This window comes from Actinomadura sp. HBU206391, assembly GCF_014323665.1.
Classification (GTDB): domain Bacteria; phylum Actinomycetota; class Actinomycetes; order Streptosporangiales; family Streptosporangiaceae; genus Actinomadura_C.
On record NZ_JABVEB010000024.1, the window covers coordinates 19125 to 33836 of the forward strand.

At 67.1% G+C, this 14712-nt stretch carries 26 protein-coding genes; 25 read left to right on the forward strand and 1 reads right to left on the reverse strand.

Translation table 11 applies throughout. From position 1 onward, the window contains the following. Window positions 1-4: 4 nt before the first annotated feature. The 17 genes from rplP to HKK72_RS11650 all read left to right on the forward strand — a co-directional run bounded on the left by rplP (window position 5) and on the right by HKK72_RS11650 (window position 8786). On the forward strand, window positions 5-424 hold the full coding sequence (gene rplP, locus HKK72_RS11570) for a 50S ribosomal protein L16 (RefSeq protein ID WP_187234313.1): 420 nt from the start codon (window positions 5-7) through the stop codon (window positions 422-424). Continuing rightward, complete coding sequence (rpmC, locus tag HKK72_RS11575) at window positions 424-672, forward strand: 50S ribosomal protein L29 (protein ID WP_187234314.1); 249 nt, start codon at window positions 424-426, stop codon at window positions 670-672. The genes rplP and rpmC overlap by 1 nt, the downstream gene beginning before the upstream one ends. Continuing rightward, window positions 665-937: a 30S ribosomal protein S17 gene (rpsQ, locus tag HKK72_RS11580; protein ID WP_187234315.1), complete on the forward strand. Its 273-nt coding sequence runs from the start codon at window positions 665-667 to the stop codon at window positions 935-937. The genes rpmC and rpsQ overlap by 8 nt, the downstream gene beginning before the upstream one ends. A 136-nt stretch (window positions 938-1073) precedes the next feature. Then, a complete protein-coding gene (gene rplN, locus HKK72_RS11585; RefSeq protein WP_187234316.1) occupies window positions 1074-1442 on the forward strand; it encodes a 50S ribosomal protein L14 in 369 nt (122 codons plus the stop codon). A 5-nt stretch (window positions 1443-1447) separates the two neighbouring features. Further along, window positions 1448-1762 carry a 50S ribosomal protein L24 gene (rplX, locus tag HKK72_RS11590; RefSeq protein ID WP_187234351.1) on the forward strand — a complete coding sequence of 105 codons (315 nt, stop codon included), beginning with the start codon at window positions 1448-1450 and terminating at the stop codon, window positions 1760-1762. Continuing rightward, window positions 1762-2346 carry a 50S ribosomal protein L5 gene (gene rplE, locus HKK72_RS11595; RefSeq protein WP_222720588.1) on the forward strand — a complete coding sequence of 195 codons (585 nt, stop codon included), beginning with the start codon at window positions 1762-1764 and terminating at the stop codon, window positions 2344-2346. Before rplX ends, rplE begins: the two co-directional genes overlap by 1 nt. Beyond that, on the forward strand, window positions 2346-2531 hold the full coding sequence (locus HKK72_RS11600) for a type Z 30S ribosomal protein S14 (RefSeq protein WP_187234317.1): 186 nt from the start codon (window positions 2346-2348) through the stop codon (window positions 2529-2531). The genes rplE and HKK72_RS11600 overlap by 1 nt, the downstream gene beginning before the upstream one ends. A gap of 148 nt (window positions 2532-2679) precedes the next feature. Further along, window positions 2680-3078 (forward strand): 30S ribosomal protein S8, encoded by a 399-nt coding sequence (rpsH, locus tag HKK72_RS11605; RefSeq protein WP_187234318.1) that lies wholly within the window; start codon window positions 2680-2682, stop codon window positions 3076-3078. Window positions 3079-3094: 16 nt separating this feature from the next. Further along, on the forward strand, window positions 3095-3631 hold the full coding sequence (rplF, locus tag HKK72_RS11610) for a 50S ribosomal protein L6 (RefSeq protein ID WP_187234319.1): 537 nt from the start codon (window positions 3095-3097) through the stop codon (window positions 3629-3631). Between the two features lie 2 nt (window positions 3632-3633). Further along, entirely contained in the window at window positions 3634-4020 is a 387-nt protein-coding gene (gene rplR, locus HKK72_RS11615) for a 50S ribosomal protein L18 (RefSeq protein ID WP_222720589.1), read from the forward strand. Between the two features lie 58 nt (window positions 4021-4078). After that, complete coding sequence (gene rpsE / locus HKK72_RS11620; RefSeq protein WP_222720590.1) at window positions 4079-4696, forward strand: 30S ribosomal protein S5; 618 nt, start codon at window positions 4079-4081, stop codon at window positions 4694-4696. Continuing rightward, window positions 4693-4875 (forward strand): 50S ribosomal protein L30, encoded by a 183-nt coding sequence (gene rpmD / locus HKK72_RS11625; protein ID WP_187234320.1) that lies wholly within the window; start codon window positions 4693-4695, stop codon window positions 4873-4875. Before rpsE ends, rpmD begins: the two co-directional genes overlap by 4 nt. A 1-nt stretch (window position 4876) precedes the next feature. After that, entirely contained in the window at window positions 4877-5329 is a 453-nt protein-coding gene (gene rplO / locus HKK72_RS11630; protein ID WP_187234321.1) for a 50S ribosomal protein L15, read from the forward strand. 142 nt (window positions 5330-5471) lie between these two features. After that, window positions 5472-6770 carry a preprotein translocase subunit SecY gene (gene secY, locus HKK72_RS11635; RefSeq protein WP_187234355.1) on the forward strand — a complete coding sequence of 433 codons (1299 nt, stop codon included), beginning with the start codon at window positions 5472-5474 and terminating at the stop codon, window positions 6768-6770. After that, window positions 6770-7420, forward strand: a complete 651-nt coding sequence (locus HKK72_RS11640) for an adenylate kinase (protein ID WP_187234322.1) — start codon at window positions 6770-6772, stop codon at window positions 7418-7420. The genes secY and HKK72_RS11640 overlap by 1 nt, the downstream gene beginning before the upstream one ends. A 27-nt stretch (window positions 7421-7447) precedes the next feature. Further along, a complete protein-coding gene (gene map / locus HKK72_RS11645) occupies window positions 7448-8278 on the forward strand; it encodes a type I methionyl aminopeptidase (RefSeq protein WP_187234323.1) in 831 nt (276 codons plus the stop codon). Between the two features lie 61 nt (window positions 8279-8339). Next, window positions 8340-8786 (forward strand): DUF1707 domain-containing protein, encoded by a 447-nt coding sequence (locus HKK72_RS11650; RefSeq protein WP_261986726.1) that lies wholly within the window; start codon window positions 8340-8342, stop codon window positions 8784-8786. A 20-nt stretch (window positions 8787-8806) separates the two neighbouring features. On the opposite strand, the gene HKK72_RS11655 is transcribed toward HKK72_RS11650, so the two are convergent. Beyond that, window positions 8807-9364, reverse strand: coding sequence for a hypothetical protein (locus HKK72_RS11655; protein WP_187234324.1), 558 nt, complete (start codon window positions 9362-9364; stop codon window positions 8807-8809). 312 nt (window positions 9365-9676) lie between these two features. Here HKK72_RS11655 and infA point away from each other — a divergent pair, with 312 nt between their 5' ends. The 8 genes from infA to truA all read left to right on the forward strand — a co-directional run bounded on the left by infA (window position 9677) and on the right by truA (window position 14703). Then, complete coding sequence (gene infA / locus HKK72_RS11660) at window positions 9677-9898, forward strand: translation initiation factor IF-1 (protein WP_187234325.1); 222 nt, start codon at window positions 9677-9679, stop codon at window positions 9896-9898. A gap of 105 nt (window positions 9899-10003) precedes the next feature. Then, entirely contained in the window at window positions 10004-10117 is a 114-nt protein-coding gene (gene rpmJ / locus HKK72_RS11665) for a 50S ribosomal protein L36 (protein WP_018657566.1), read from the forward strand. 241 nt (window positions 10118-10358) lie between these two features. Next, window positions 10359-10739 (forward strand): 30S ribosomal protein S13, encoded by a 381-nt coding sequence (gene rpsM, locus HKK72_RS11670; RefSeq protein ID WP_187234326.1) that lies wholly within the window; start codon window positions 10359-10361, stop codon window positions 10737-10739. Window positions 10740-10803: 64 nt separating this feature from the next. Further along, on the forward strand, window positions 10804-11205 hold the full coding sequence (gene rpsK / locus HKK72_RS11675; protein ID WP_187234327.1) for a 30S ribosomal protein S11: 402 nt from the start codon (window positions 10804-10806) through the stop codon (window positions 11203-11205). 14 nt (window positions 11206-11219) lie between these two features. After that, window positions 11220-11846, forward strand: a complete 627-nt coding sequence (gene rpsD / locus HKK72_RS11680; protein WP_187234328.1) for a 30S ribosomal protein S4 — start codon at window positions 11220-11222, stop codon at window positions 11844-11846. Between the two features lie 124 nt (window positions 11847-11970). Beyond that, complete coding sequence (locus tag HKK72_RS11685) at window positions 11971-12984, forward strand: DNA-directed RNA polymerase subunit alpha (RefSeq protein WP_187234329.1); 1014 nt, start codon at window positions 11971-11973, stop codon at window positions 12982-12984. A 93-nt stretch (window positions 12985-13077) separates the two neighbouring features. Beyond that, window positions 13078-13638, forward strand: a complete 561-nt coding sequence (rplQ, locus tag HKK72_RS11690) for a 50S ribosomal protein L17 (RefSeq protein WP_187234330.1) — start codon at window positions 13078-13080, stop codon at window positions 13636-13638. A 195-nt stretch (window positions 13639-13833) separates the two neighbouring features. After that, window positions 13834-14703 carry a tRNA pseudouridine(38-40) synthase TruA gene (gene truA, locus HKK72_RS11695; RefSeq protein WP_187234331.1) on the forward strand — a complete coding sequence of 290 codons (870 nt, stop codon included), beginning with the start codon at window positions 13834-13836 and terminating at the stop codon, window positions 14701-14703. The last annotated feature ends 9 nt before the right edge of the window (window positions 14704-14712 follow it).

A 14712-nucleotide genomic window follows, 5' to 3' on the forward strand; every position in this document is an offset into this window, starting at 1 on the left:
ACCAATGCTGATCCCTCGCAAGGTCAAGCACCGTAAGCAGCACCACCCCAGGCGTCGCGGTATGGCCAAGGGCGGTACGAAGGTGACCTTCGGCGAGTTCGGCATCCAGGCTGTCGAAGGGTCCTACGTGACCAACCGGCAGATCGAGGCCGCACGTATCGCGATGACGCGGCACATTCGCCGTGGCGGAAAGGTCTGGATCAACATCTTCCCGGACCGTCCGCTGACCAAGAAGCCGGCCGAGACCCGCATGGGTTCCGGTAAGGGCTCGCCCGAGTGGTGGGTCGCCAACGTGAAGCCCGGCCGGGTGATGTTCGAGCTGGCCGGAGTTCCCGAGCCGCTGGCCCGAGAGGCCCTGCGTCGCGCGATGCACAAACTGCCCATGAAATGCAAATTCGTCAAGCGAGAGGTGGGTGAGTCCTGATGGCCAAGGGTCTTACCGCCGAAGAGCTGCGGATCGAGCCCGGCGACGAGCTGGTCACCAAGCTGAAGGAAGCCAAGGAGGAGCTGTTCAACCTCCGCTTCCAGGCGGCCACCGGTCAGCTGGAGAGCCATGGGCGGCTCCGTGCCGTGAAGCGCGAGATCGCCCGCATCTACACCGTGATGCGGGAGCGGGAGCTCGGGATCGTCACGGTCGCCGAAGAGCCCGTGGAGGACGAGAAGGATGACTGAGCAGACGACCGAGGTCCGTGGTAACCGCAAGGTCCGCGAGGGCATCGTGGTCGGCGACAAGATGGACAAGACCGTCGTCGTCGCCGTCGAGGACCGGGTGAAGCACGCGCTGTACGGCAAGATCATTCGCCGTACTACGAGGTACAAGGCGCACGATGAGGCCAACGCATGTGGCGTCGGCGACCGGGTCCGCCTCATGGAGACCCGTCCGCTGTCGGCCACCAAGCGCTGGCGCGTCGTGGAGATCCTCGAGAAGGCCAAGTAACTGGACCTGCGGGAGGGACGGTCGCATCAGCGGCCACGCCGTCCCGCACTCCCCCCTCCACGGGGGCCCAGGTCTCCGTACAGGGGTAGAACCGCCAGGCTCGCAAGAGAACCGGCGTGACACACAGGAGTTAGACGTGATCCAGCAGGAGTCGCGACTCAAGGTCGCCGACAACACGGGTGCGAAGGAGATTCTTTGCATCCGCGTTCTCGGCGGGTCGGGTCGGCGCTACGCGGGAATCGGCGACATCATCGTCGCGACCGTGAAGGACGCCCTTCCCGGCGCCGGCGTGAAGAAGGGTGACGTCGTCAAGGCCGTCATCGTGCGCACCCGCAAGGAACGCCGCCGTGCCGATGGCTCCTACATCCGCTTCGACGAGAACGCGGCTGTGCTCATCAGGGACGGCGGGGACCCACGCGGTACGCGCATCTTCGGCCCGGTGGGCCGGGAGCTTCGGGAGAAGAAGTTCATGCGCATCATCTCGCTCGCGCCGGAGGTGCTGTGATGAAGATGAAGATCAAGAAGGGCGACGAGGTCGTCGTCATCGCCGGTAAGGACAAGGGCGCGACGGGGAAGGTCATTTCGGTCAACCCCGACACGCAGCGCGTCATCGTCGAGGGCGTCAACCTCATGAAGAAGAACACCAAGGTGGACCACCAGGGTGCGCGCGGCGCCAAGCAGGGCGGCATCATCACCAAGGAGGCGCCGCTCCACATCAGCAATGTGATGCTGGTCGAGGGTGGTAAGCGCACCCGGGTCGGCTACCAGGTGAACGAGGACGGCACGAAGGTTCGCGTCTCGCGCCGTAGCGGCAAGGAAATCTGATGACCGATACCAGTGTTGAGACCGTCGAGCAGAGCAGGGCGGTGCCCAGGCTCAAGCAGCGCTACCGCGACGAGGTCGCGAAGGCGATGCAGGAGCAGTTCGGCTACGCCAACGTCATGCAGATCCCCGGGCTGACCAAGATCGTGGTCAACATGGGGGTCGGCGAGGCGGCTCGCGACGCCAAGCTCATCGAGGGTGCCGTCCGCGACCTGACCGTGATCACCGGCCAGAAGCCGGCCGTGAACCGGGCGAAGAAGTCGATCGCCCAGTTCAAGCTGCGCGAGGGCATGCCGATCGGCGCCCACGTGACGCTGCGCGGTGACCGGATGTGGGAGTTCCTCGACCGGCTGCTGTCGCTCGCGCTGCCGCGGATCCGTGACTTCCGCGGTCTGTCGCCGAAGCAGTTCGACGGCCGTGGCAACTACACGTTCGGGCTGACCGAGCAGGTGATGTTCCACGAGGTCGATCCCGACAAGACGGATCGGCAGCGCGGCATGGACATCACGGTGGTCAACACCGCGACGACCGATGATGAGGGCCGGGCGCTCCTGAAGCTCCTGGGCTTTCCCTTCAAGGAGAACTGATGGCGAAGAAGTCGCTGATCGCCAAGGCGGGGCGCAAGCCCAAGTTCGGCGTGCGCACCTACACTCGGTGCTCGCGCTGCGGTCGCCCGCGCGCCGTCTTCCGCAAGTTCGGCCTGTGCCGGATCTGCTTCCGGGAGATGGCGCACCGCGGCGAACTGCCCGGCATCACGAAGTCGAGCTGGTGACCGGCGGGGGGAGTTCCCCCCGCACGGCCTCGGATCACGGGGCCGGGTCGACGGCCAGGGTAAGAAATGACCAACGCGCCGCCACGGCGGCGCCGGCCACGTCGAAGGTCCGCCATGTGCGGAAACCGCGGCGAGGGAGCAGTAGACCATGACGATGACCGACCCGATCGCGGACATGCTGACCCGTCTGCGTAACGCGAACTCGGCCTACCACGACATCGTGGGAATGCCGTATTCGAAGATCAAGGCGCACATCGCCGAGATCCTTCAGCAGGAGGGTTACATCTCCGGCTGGCATGTTGAGGATGCAGAGGTCGGCAAGAAGCTCGTGATCGACCTGAAGTTCGGCCCGACCCGGGAGCGTTCGATCGCCGGGATCAAGCGGGTGTCGAAGCCTGGTCTGCGGGTTTATGCAAAGAAGGACAACCTGCCGAAGGTCCTGGGCGGTCTCGGCGTCGCGATCATCTCGACGTCGTCCGGCCTGATGACCGACAAGCAGGCCGGCAAGCGCGGCGTGGGCGGGGAAGTCCTCGCCTACGTCTGGTGAGGGGAGGGTCCAGAACATGTCACGAATCGGACGTCTGCCCATCTCCGTTCCCGGTGGTGTCGAGGTCAAGATCGACGGGCGAGCGGTCACGGTGAAGGGGCCGAAGGGCGAGCTCTCGCACACGGTCGCCGAGCCGATCGAGGTGAAGCTCGAAGACGGCACCGTAACGGTGGCCCGGCCGAACGACGAGAACACCATCCGAGCGCTGCACGGCCTCACCCGGTCGTTGATCTACAACATGATCGTCGGGGTGACCCAGGGCTACACGAAGACCCTGGAGATCGTCGGAGTCGGTTACCGGGTCCAGGCCAAGGGAAACAACCTGGAGTTCTCTCTCGGTTACAGCCACCCGGTCACGGTCGAGGCCCCCGAGGGCATCAACTTCAAGGTCGAAAGGCCGACGGTCTTCTCGGTCGAGGGCATCGACAAGCAGAAGGTCGGCGAGGTCGCGGCCAACATTCGCAAGCTGCGCAAGCCGGACCCGTACAAGGGCAAGGGCGTGCGTTACCAAGGTGAGCAGATCCGCCGCAAGGTCGGAAAGGCTGGTAAGTAGTCATGGCTGGCAGCAAGACCCTGGTCCGGAAGGGCACGAGCGCACGCGCTGCTTCTCGTACGCGCCGGCACCTGCGGGTCCGCAAGAAGGTCGTCGGCACCGCCGCGCGGCCGCGGCTGGTCGTGACCCGATCGAGCCGTCACGTGTTCGCGCAGGTCATCGACGACGTCGCGGGCCGCACTCTGGCGTCCGCGTCGACGATGGAGGCCGGGCTGCGCTCCGGCGACGGCGACAAGACCGCCAAGTCGCGCAAGGTCGGCGAGCTCCTGGCGCAGCGCGCCAAGGACGCCGGCGTGAGCGCGGTGGTCTTCGACCGCGCGGGCAACAAGTACCACGGCCGCATCGCCGCCCTCGCGGACGGCGCGCGGGAGACCGGGCTGGAGTTCTGATGGCTCTGGTCCGAGGATCGCGAACAATGGTCCGGAAAACGAACGAGAGGAGCCACTGATGGCAGCTCCCAGGCGTGGAGGCGGCCAGGGCGGCGACCGTCGCGACCGTCGCGACGACCGCCGCGGTGGCGCCGACAAGGGAACGTCGTACACCGAGCGCGTCGTAGCGATCAACCGTGTCGCCAAGGTCGTCAAGGGTGGTCGGCGCTTCAGCTTCACCGCCCTCGTCGTCGTCGGTGACGGCAACGGCACCGTCGGCGTCGGATACGGCAAGGCCAAGGAGGTGCCCGCGGCGATCGCCAAGGGCGTCGAAGAGGCCAAGAAGCACTTCTTCAAGGTGCCGCGCATCCAGGGCACCATCCCGCACACCAGCCAGGGTGAGGAGGCGGCGGGCGTGGTCCTGCTCAAGCCGGCCAGCCCCGGTACCGGTGTCATCGCGGGTGGCCCGGTGCGCGCCGTCCTGGAGTGCGCGGGCATTCACGATGTCCTGTCGAAGTCGCTGGGCTCGTCGAACGCGATCAACATCGTCCACGCGACGGTGGCGGCGCTGAAGCAGCTCAACCGGCCCGAGGAGATCGCGGCCAAGCGCGGCCTGCCGATCGAGGACGTCGCGCCCGCGGCCATGCTGCGCGCACGCGCGGCCGGCTCCGAGCCGCGGTCGGAGGTCGCGACATGACCCAGCTGAAGATCACGCAGGTCAAGTCGGACATCGGTGGTAAGCAGAACCAGCGCGAGACGCTGCGCACCCTCGGCCTCAAGCGGATCGGCCAGAGTGTCGTCCGCGAGGACCGGCCAGAGGTGCTCGGCATGATCCGGACGGTCGACCACCTGGTCACCGTCGAGGAGGTCGACTGAGATGAGCGACAGCTCGCCTCTCAAGGTGCATCACCTCCGCCCGGCGCCCGGGGCCAACAGGTCCAAGACGCGCAAGGGCCGTGGTGAGGCGTCGAAGGGCAAGACGGCGGGACGCGGTACCAAGGGCACGAAGGCCCGTGGCACCGTACCGGCCGGTTTCGAAGGCGGCCAGATGCCGCTGATCCGGCGGATTCCGAAGCTCAAGGGCTTCAAGAACCCGTTCCGGGTCGAGTATCAGGTCGTCAACCTCAGCAGGTTGGCCGAGCTCTACCCCGAGGGTGGAGAGGCCACAGCCGAGGACCTGGCGGACAAGGGTGCGGTGCGCCGCGGCCGTCCGGTCAAGATTCTCGGTTCGGGCGACATCTCCGTGGCGGTGCAGGTGAAGGTGCATGCCTTCTCCGCGTCCGCCAAGGAGAAGATCGTCGCCGCCGGTGGTTCCGCAGACGAACTGTGAACCGCGGTGGCGCCCACGGGGGGACCCTTCCCCCCGTGGGTGCTGTTAGAGTTCGACGGGCGGCGACCATCTCGGCCACCGCCTCAAATCGTCTACCCTGGCCCCTCAGAAGTCCCAGGTCGGGATTCGCGCAGGAGGAATGGTGCTGACCGCGTTCACTCGGGCATTCCGTACGCCTGACCTGCGCAAGAAGATACTGTTCACGTTGTTCATCATCGTGGTGTTCCGGCTGGGTTCACAGCTGCCGACACCCGGTGTGAACACCAGTGCAGTAAAGGCTCTGACAGATCAGGCCAAACAAGGCGGTTCGGGGCAGGTCTTCCAACTGGTCGACCTCTTCAGCGGCGGTGCGCTGCTGAAGCTCTCGGTCTTCGCGCTCGGCATCATGCCGTACATCACCGCCAGCATCATCCTTCAGCTGCTCGTCGTGGTCATCCCGCGGCTCGAGACGCTGAAGAAGGAAGGTCAGGCGGGCACCACCAAGATCACGCAGTACACCCGGTACCTGACGATCGGGCTGGCCATCCTGCAGGCGACGGGCATCGTGGCGATGGCCCGCACCGGGCAGCTGTACCAGACGTCCGGCCAGGATGTGCTGTACAACAATGACCTTTTCACCATTATCACCATGGTGGTCGTGATGACCGCCGGCACTTCGGTGATCATGTGGCTGGGTGAGCTCATCACCGACCGCGGGATCGGCAATGGAATGTCGATCCTCATTTTCACGCAGGTCGTCGCCGTCTTCCCCGCCCAATTCTGGGGCATCTTCAAGTCCAAGGGCGGCTTCATCTTCACGCTCGTGTTGGTCGTCGGCCTCGCGATCATGGCGGCCGTGGTCTTCGTCGAGCAGGCTCAGCGCCGGATTCCGGTGCAGTACGCCAAGCGGATGGTCGGCCGCCGGATGTACGGCGGGACCTCGACCTACATCCCGCTCAAGGTCAACCAGGCCGGCATCATCCCGGTGATCTTCGCTTCGTCGCTCACCTACCTGCCGCAGCTCGCGTCGACGCTCTGGCGGGACAACAAGTTCCTCAACCAGACGCTGGCGCCCTACCTGGCGCAGAGCAACCCGTGGCACATGGCGGCGTTCTTCGGTCTGATCGTGTTCTTCACGTACTTTTACGTGGCGATCACCTTCAACCCCACCGAGATCGCCGACAACATGAAGAAGTATGGTGGGTTCATCCCGGGCATCCGTCCGGGCCGGCCGACCGCCGAGTACCTCGACTACGTGCTGACGCGGATCACGACGCCCGGTGCGCTGTACCTGGGGCTGGTCGCGCTTATCCCGATGATCGCCTTCTCGCTGCTGAAGACGACGCAGGACTTCGCGTTCGGCGGGACGAGCATCCTCATCATCGTCGGCGTCGGGCTGGATACCGTGAAGCAGATCGAGAGCCAACTTCAGCAGCGCAATTACGAGGGCTTCCTTCGGTAGTGCGAATCGTGCTCGTGGGTCCCCCCGGAGCGGGCAAGGGGACGCAGGCCCAGTTCATCGCATCTCACCTGTCCATCCCGAAGATCTCGACAGGTGACATCTTCCGTGCCAACGTGAGCGGCGGCACGGAGCTCGGACAGCAGGCCAAGGCGTACATGGACCGCGGTGATCTCGTGCCCGACGAGGTCACGATCGCGATGGTGCGCGACCGGCTGGCCGAGGATGACGCCAGAGAGGGCTTCCTCCTGGACGGGTTCCCGCGCAACGTCCCGCAGGCCGAGACGCTCAAGAAGATCCTCAGCGAGTGGGACGCCCGGCTCGATCTCGTGCTCGAACTCGTCGTCGACGAGGACGAGGTCGTCCGGCGGCTCTCCGGCCGTCGGACCTGCAGCCAGTGCGGGCACATCTGGCACGTGATGTTCGACGACAAGCGCGACGACATCTGCGACGACTGCGGCGGTCAGCTGTTCCAGCGCGACGACGACAAGGAAGAGACCATCCGGCACCGGCTGGAGGTCTACCAGGAACAGACCGCGCCGCTCGTGGCGTTCTACGCAGATGAGGGCATGCTGGTCGGCATCGATGCCACCGGCCCGGTCGAGGAGGTCACCGAGCGCGCACTCGCTGCGCTCCGTCCCTTCGCCGGGTGAGCCCCCCAGGTGACCCGGGAGCGGAGTGTGTGGAAGAGGCGTAGGCCGGCCATTCAGATCAAGAGCGCGGACCAGATCGAGCTCATGCGAGCCGCCGGCCTGGTCGTGGGGCGGACTCTGGAGCGGCTGAGAGAGGCCGTGAAGCCCGGACTGACCACGGCCGACCTCGACGACATCGCCGAGGATTCGATCCGCTCAGAGGGCGCCACACCGTCCTTCAAGGGTTACCACGGCTTTCCCGCCACGATCTGCACCTCGGTGAACGAGGAGATCGTGCACGGCATCCCCAGCACCGCCAAGGTGCTGCGCGACGGCGACCTCATCTCGATCGACTGCGGCGCCATCGTCGAGGGCTGGCACGGCGACGCCGCGGTCACCGTGGCGGTCGGCGAGATCACCGCCGAGCAGCAGCGGCTGATGGACGTCTGCGAGGAGTCGCTGTGGCACGGCCTGGCGGCCGGGCGGGCCGGCGCCAGGCTCAGCGACATCAGCCATGCGATCGAGACCTACATCCGTTCTCAGGGCTCGTACGGGGTCGTCGAGGGCTACACCGGGCACGGCATCGGCACCGAGATGCACATGGATCCGGCGGTCCCCAACCACGGGCCCCCCGGCCAGGGGCCGGAACTGGTGCCCGGGATGTGCTTCGCCGTGGAGCCGATGGTCAATCTCGGCACCCGCAGCACCTGGGAGCTCGAGGACGGCTGGACGGTGGTGACCGAGGACGGGCGGCATTCCGCCCACTTCGAGCACACCTTCGCCGTGACCGACGACGGCCCGTGGGTGCTGACGGCGCTGGACGGCGGGCGTGGCCGCATCGCGGAACTCCTCGACGGCGGCGTGCGTCCTACCGGATGAGGAGTTCGAGGGCCCGAGGTGTCTGTGCCGTGAGAATGTGAACCGCGTGGAGGGATGACGGATGCCGCCCAATCCGGAGATGCGGGCGTCCGATGCCGACCGCGACAAGGTCGCCGAGGCGCTGCGCGAGCACTGTGCCCAGGGCCGGATCAGCATGGGCGAGCTGCACGAGCGACTCGAGGCCGTCTATGCCGCCAAGACCGTGGGGGCGCTGCAGGACGTCACCGCCGACCTGCCCGAAACCGACCTCTACGAGCTCCCGGTGCCGGCCACGCGCAAGGCCAGCATGGCGCCCGCCCGTCGCAGTCCGGGCGCGCTGGATCGCCCCGGGCCGCGTGGCCCCCTGGCCGTCTACGCCACGGTCAACCTGATCACCTTCACGGTCTGGCTGATCAGCTGCATCGCCACCGGCAGCCTGCTGTTCCCCTGGTGGATCTGGGTCGCCGGTCCCTGGGGAGCGGTCATCCTCGCCGGGGCCGTCTTCGGCTCCAGGCACCCCAGAGGCTGACCGCGCGGTAGCGCCTCGGGTCACGCGCTGGCGCGCACCGCCGTCGCCAGCGCGGACACCACCGTGCGGGGCTCCGGCGCCACCTGCGGGACGATCTCGCGAAGCGCGAGCCAGCCGTTGATGGCCCGCGAGGTCGGGCCGGCCTCACGGATCTGCGGGTCGTCGATCCCGTACCACGCGGCGACCTGGGACCACCGCCACAGGCGGTGCCGCGGCGTCGTGGTCTCGGACGCCGGGAACTTGCCGGGGCCGCGCGCCCCCTTGATCGACAGCCGGACCGACTCGATCGTGCGGCCGACGCGCTCGGCGATCTCGCGCATCGACAGCAGCGGATCGGCCTCGACCCGCAGCGCGCGAAGACCTGGGGCGCTGGCCTCGATATGGCCGATGACCTCCATGACCGCCGCGGCCAGCGAACCGGCCTCCCACGAGCATCCGGCCTGGCCGGTGTGCTCGGCCTGGTCGGGGTCACGGACGAAGCCGACGGTGACATAGCCTTGGGTTCGCTGGAAGAGCGGATCCAGCTCCGGCTCGAACAGCGGCCGGCTGAGGATCAGCTCGAAGTCGTAACCCGGCATGCCGATCCTCCTCGTGTGGACACCCTGTTGGAAACCTGCAACCAGCGTACGACCTGGGGAACCGGTGACGCGCCCACGACAGGCCGGGTGGTGATCACCGCCCGGATGTGCGACAATTTCGCATTCACCGACCGGGTGACGTACACTCTTTTGTCGGTCCACTTTCGATGCCCATGCTTGCGTGTTCGCGCGTGCCCAGGGGCCTCGTCAGACGCGAGTGATCGCGTGTGCCCCTTGTTCGAGGGGCGTGGCGGAGGGCTTGCCTTCCGCGGACCGATCCCCAGATGAGCCGACCAGCGAAACGCGGAGGACATGGCCAAGAAAGAAGGGGCCATTGAGATCGAAGGCGTCGTCGTCGAGTCGCTCCCGAACGCGATGTTCCGGGTGCAACTGGACAACGGGCACAAGGTCCTCGCCCACATCAGCGGCAAGATGCGGATGCACTACATCCGGATCCTGCCGGACGACCGTGTCGTCGTGGAGCTGAGCCCCTACGACCTTACGCGTGGCCGGATCGTCTACCGCTACAAGTAAACCTACTGGGGTTGCCTTCTCCGACTCCCGGCGAGCCGGAGACGACCCTGGCCCCCGTTCGCGGGGGTGTTTGCGGGGGTTTCCCCTGCACGTGAGGAGACTCCAGTGAAGGTCAAGCCGAGTGTCAAGAAGATCTGCCAGAAGTGCCGGGTGATCCGTCGCCACGGCCGAGTCATGGTCATCTGCTCGGACCCGCGGCACAAGCAGCGTCAGGGCTAGCGCCCCGCCGGGCCGACGGTCCGGCACGACGCGAAAGGTCCGTCATCGGACCGCCGTACAAGTGAAGACACGCTTCGCAGCTCTCGCGCGGCCGCGCCGTACGTTCCAGCCGGGCATCCGGTAGGAGCCGTACGGCACAGTTGTGAGAGAGGGACCCCCGGTCGGAGGCCGGGGCCACGCCCGGGCAGGGGCGGGGTGGCGAAGCGTCAGACCTCCGCGACATGAAGGGAACTGCCCGACGATGGCACGCCTCGTTGGCGTCGACCTCCCGCGCGACAAGCGCCTTGAGGTCGCTCTCACCTACATCTACGGCGTCGGCCGCACGCGCGCGCTGGAGACCCTGAAGGAAACCGGCATCAGCGGTGACCTGCGGGTGCACCAGCTCGGCGATGACGAGCTGGTGCAGCTGCGCGACTGGATCGAGACGAACTACAAGGTCGAGGGTGACCTCCGCCGAGAGATCCAGGCCGATATCCGACGCAAGATCGAGATCGGTTGCTACCAGGGCATCCGGCACCGTCGTGGTCTTCCCGTGCACGGTCAGCGCACGCAGACCAACGCTCGTACCCGCAAGGGCAAGAAGAAGACCGTGGCCGGCAAGAAGAAGGTCGGCAAGAAGTAGCCCTCCGGGGCCCGCACGTCGCGGCCCTCGCAGGGACCGATGACCTCAGGAGTAAAGAGAGCAGATGCCTCCGAAGAGCCGAGTCGGCGCCAAAAAGGTGCGCCGCAAGGAAAAGAAGAACGTCGCTCACGGGCACGCCCACATCAAGAGCACGTTCAACAACACGATCGTCACGATCACCGACCCCATGGGAAACGTGATCTCTTGGGCCTCCTCCGGCCACGTGGGCTTCAAGGGCTCGCGTAAGTCGACGCCGTTCGCCGCGCAGCAGGCGGCGGAGTCCTGTGCCCGCCGCGCCATGGAGCACGGCATGCGCAAGGTGGACGTCTTCGTGAAGGGCCCGGGTTCGGGCCGCGAGACCGCCATCCGGTCGCTCCAGGCGACCGGCCTCGAGGTGGGCTCGATCCAGGACGTCACGCCTGTGCCGCACAACGGTTGCCGGCCGCCGAAGCGCCGCCGGGTCTGAGAGGTAACGGAGAAATGGCTCGATACACCGGCGCCGACTGCAAGCTGTGCCGTCGCGAGAAGATGAAGCTGTTCCTCAAGGGCAGCAAGTGCGAAGGGCCCAAGTGCCCGATCGAGATCCGGCCCTACCCGCCGGGTGAGCACGGCCGCGGTCGTCCCAAGGAGACCGAGTACCTCGTCCAGCTGCGGGAGAAGCAGAAGGCCCGCCGCATCTACGGGGTGCTGGAGAAGCAGTTCAGCAACTACTACAAAGAGGCCAACCGCCGACAGGGCCGGACGGGCGAGAACCTGCTCAGCCTGCTCGAGCGGCGCCTCGACAACGTGGTCTACCGCGCGGGCTTCGCCAAGAGCCGTGACATGGCCCGGCAGCTGATCCGCCACGGCCACTTCCTGGTGAACGGCAAGAAGGTCGACATCCCCTCGTTCCTGGTGAGCGAGCGGGACATCGTCGAGGTGCGGCAGAAGTCGCTCGAGGACACCCCGTTCGCGGTGGCCCGTGCCGAGGTCGGCGAGCGTCCGGTCCCGGCCTGGCTCGAGGTCATCGCCGACAAGATGCACATCCTCGTGCACGCGCTTCCGGTCCGGCAGCAGATCGACTCGCCGGTCCAGGAGCAGCTCATCGTCGAGTACTACTCGAAGTAATGGCTCTCCCCGGGCGGTGGCCCTGCCACCGCCCGGGCCCAGCGGGAATCCCTCCGGCAGCGTAACGTCGGAGGGAAGAAGACACGCGGCAGTCAAATAGCGGGCGCCGCGGGAAGGATCAGCCATGCTCATCGCTCAGCGTCCCACTCTCACTGAAGAGCAGGTCGACGAGTTCCGGTCGCGGTTCACCATCGAGCCGCTGGAGCCGGGCTTCGGCTACACGATCGGCAACTCGCTGCGTCGTACCCTGCTCTCCTCGATCCCCGGTGCGGCCGTCACCAGCATCCGGATCGAAGGTGTCCTGCACGAGTTCTCCACCGTCCCGGGGGTCAAGGAGGACGTCACCGACGTCATCTTGAACCTCAAGGAACTCGTCGTCTCCTCCGAGCACGACGAGCCGGTCGTGATGTACCTGCGCAAGCAGGGCCCCGGTGTGGTCACCGCGGCCGACATCGCGCCGCCGGCGGGCGTCGAGGTGCACAACCCCGACCTCCACATCGCCACGCTGAACAACAAGGCGAAGCTGGAGATGGAGCTCACCGTCGAGCGTGGCCGCGGCTACGTCTCCGCCGCGCAGAACAAGCAGCCGGGCCAGGAGATCGGCCGGGTGCCGATCGACTCGATCTACTCGCCCGTGCTGAAGGTCACCTACAAGGTCGAGGCGACCCGAGTCGAGCAGCGCACCGACTTCGACCGTCTGATCCTGGACGTCGAGACCAAGGCGTCGATGCTGCCGCGCGACGCGGTGGCCAGCGCCGGCAAGACGCTGGTCGAGCTCTTCGGCCTGGCCCGTGAGCTCAACGTCGAGGCCGAGGGCATCGACATGGGCCCGTCGCCGACGGACGCCGCGCTCGCGGCGGACCTGGCGCTGCCCATCGAGGAGCTCAACCTCACGGTCCGGTCGTACAACTGCCTCAAGCGTGAGGGCATCCACTCCGTCGGTGAGCTGGTCGCCCGCAGCGAGCAGGATCTGCTCGACATCAGGAACTTCGGGGCCAAGTCCATCGAAGAGGTCAAGCAGAAGCTGATCGAGATGGGGCTGTCGCTCAAGGACTCCCCGCCCGGGTTCGACCCGAGCGCGGCGGCGGACAACTACGGCGACGACGACCAGAGCTACGCCGAGACCGAGCAGTACTAAGCAATCAGCCATCGGCGGCGCCACTCCCGGCGCCGCCGGACTGACATCGGTACCTGATACGGCCGGTGCAGGTGGAACAGGAGAAACCAAGCCATGCCGAAGCCCACCAAGGGTGCACGTCTCGGTGGAAGCCCGTCGCACGAGCGGCTCATTCTGGCGAACCTCGCCACGTCGCTGTTCGAGCACGGTCGCATCAAGACCACCGAGGCCAAGGCCCGGCGGCTGCGCCCGCTGGCGGAGAAGTTGATCACTAAGGCGCGGCGCGGCGACATCGCCGCCCGGCGTCAGGTGCTGACGGTGATCCGTGACAAGGACGTCGTCCACACCCTCTTCGCCGAGATCGGCCCGCGGTTCGAGAACCGGAACGGTGGCTACACCCGGATCACGAAGGTCGGTCCGCGCAAGGGCGACAACGCCCCGATGGCCGTGATCGAGCTCGTCGAGGAGTCACTGCCCGGCGCTTCGGCGGCGCCGACCGCCAAGACGTCTCCGGTGCCGACCGCCAAGGCCGCGCCCGCGGCCGAGGACGAGACCGAGGCCAAGGACGAGGCCGACGTGAAGACGGCGCCGGCCGACGAGGCCGCGATCGAAGAGGCCGCGACCGAGGAGACCGAAGGCGGCAAGTCCGAGGGCAAGTCAGAGGGCGACAAGTAACGCTCTTTGCCCGACGCGACCGAGCCCGCCGCCCCTGAAACGGGACGGCGGGCTCGATCTTTGAAAGACTTATCCCATGGTCAGGACTCGGGGAGCAGAAAGTTTCAGGGGAGCGGTGCCGCGGCACGATCCCGGCGATCACAGGCGACCATCGGTTGAGAGGCACCGGTGTCGGATAAGCGAGCCCCGACTGATATGACCGCTCTTGTACGACTCCGACTCGATATCGGGTACGACGGGTCGGAATTCGCAGGTTGGGCTCGTCAGCCCGGGCAGAGGACCGTTCAGGGCGTCATCGAGGACGCCCTCGCCAGGCTGCTCCGGCTGGATCCGCCGCCGGTGCTCACCGTGGCGGGCCGGACCGACGCCGGAGTGCACGCGCGCGGTCAGGTCGCGCACGTCGTCGTTCCCGCAGCCCCGTACGCCCAGATCAACGGCACCATGCCGCGCCGGCTGGCGGGCCTTCTCCCGCCCGATGTCCGGGTCTGGCGGGTGGCCGTGGCCCCCGAGGGGTTCGACGCGCGGTTCTCCGCGCTGGCCCGCCGGTACGTCTACCGGGTCTGTGACGACCCCGTCGGTGTCGAACCCCTGCGCCGTCATGACATGGTGTGGCACCCGCGCCCGCTGAACGTGGATCGGATGAACGCAGCGACGGCGCTGTTGCTCGGTGAACACGATTTCGCGGCCTTCTGCCGTCGCCGCGAGGGCGCGACCACGATCCGGCGACTCCTGCGGTACGAGTGGGCGCGCGAGCGCGAGCGCGTCGCGGTCGCCACCGTCGAGGCCGACGCCTTCTGCCATTCGATGGTGCGGGCCCTCGTGGGAGCCCTGCTGGCGGTCGGAGACGGCCGCCGGGAGGTGGGGTGGCCGGCCGAGGTGCTGGCCGCGCGCGTCCGCGATTCCGCCGTCAACGTGGCCCCGGCGCATGGGCTCTCGCTCGAGGAGATCCGCTATCCGGGCGATGAGGCACTGGGTCTGCGGGCCCAGGAGACCCGGCGGGTACGGACCCTCAACGCCTCCGCGCCGGCCCCGCCGCCCGGCGAGGCCTCGGCGGCCGCGCCCTAGGACGCGGCC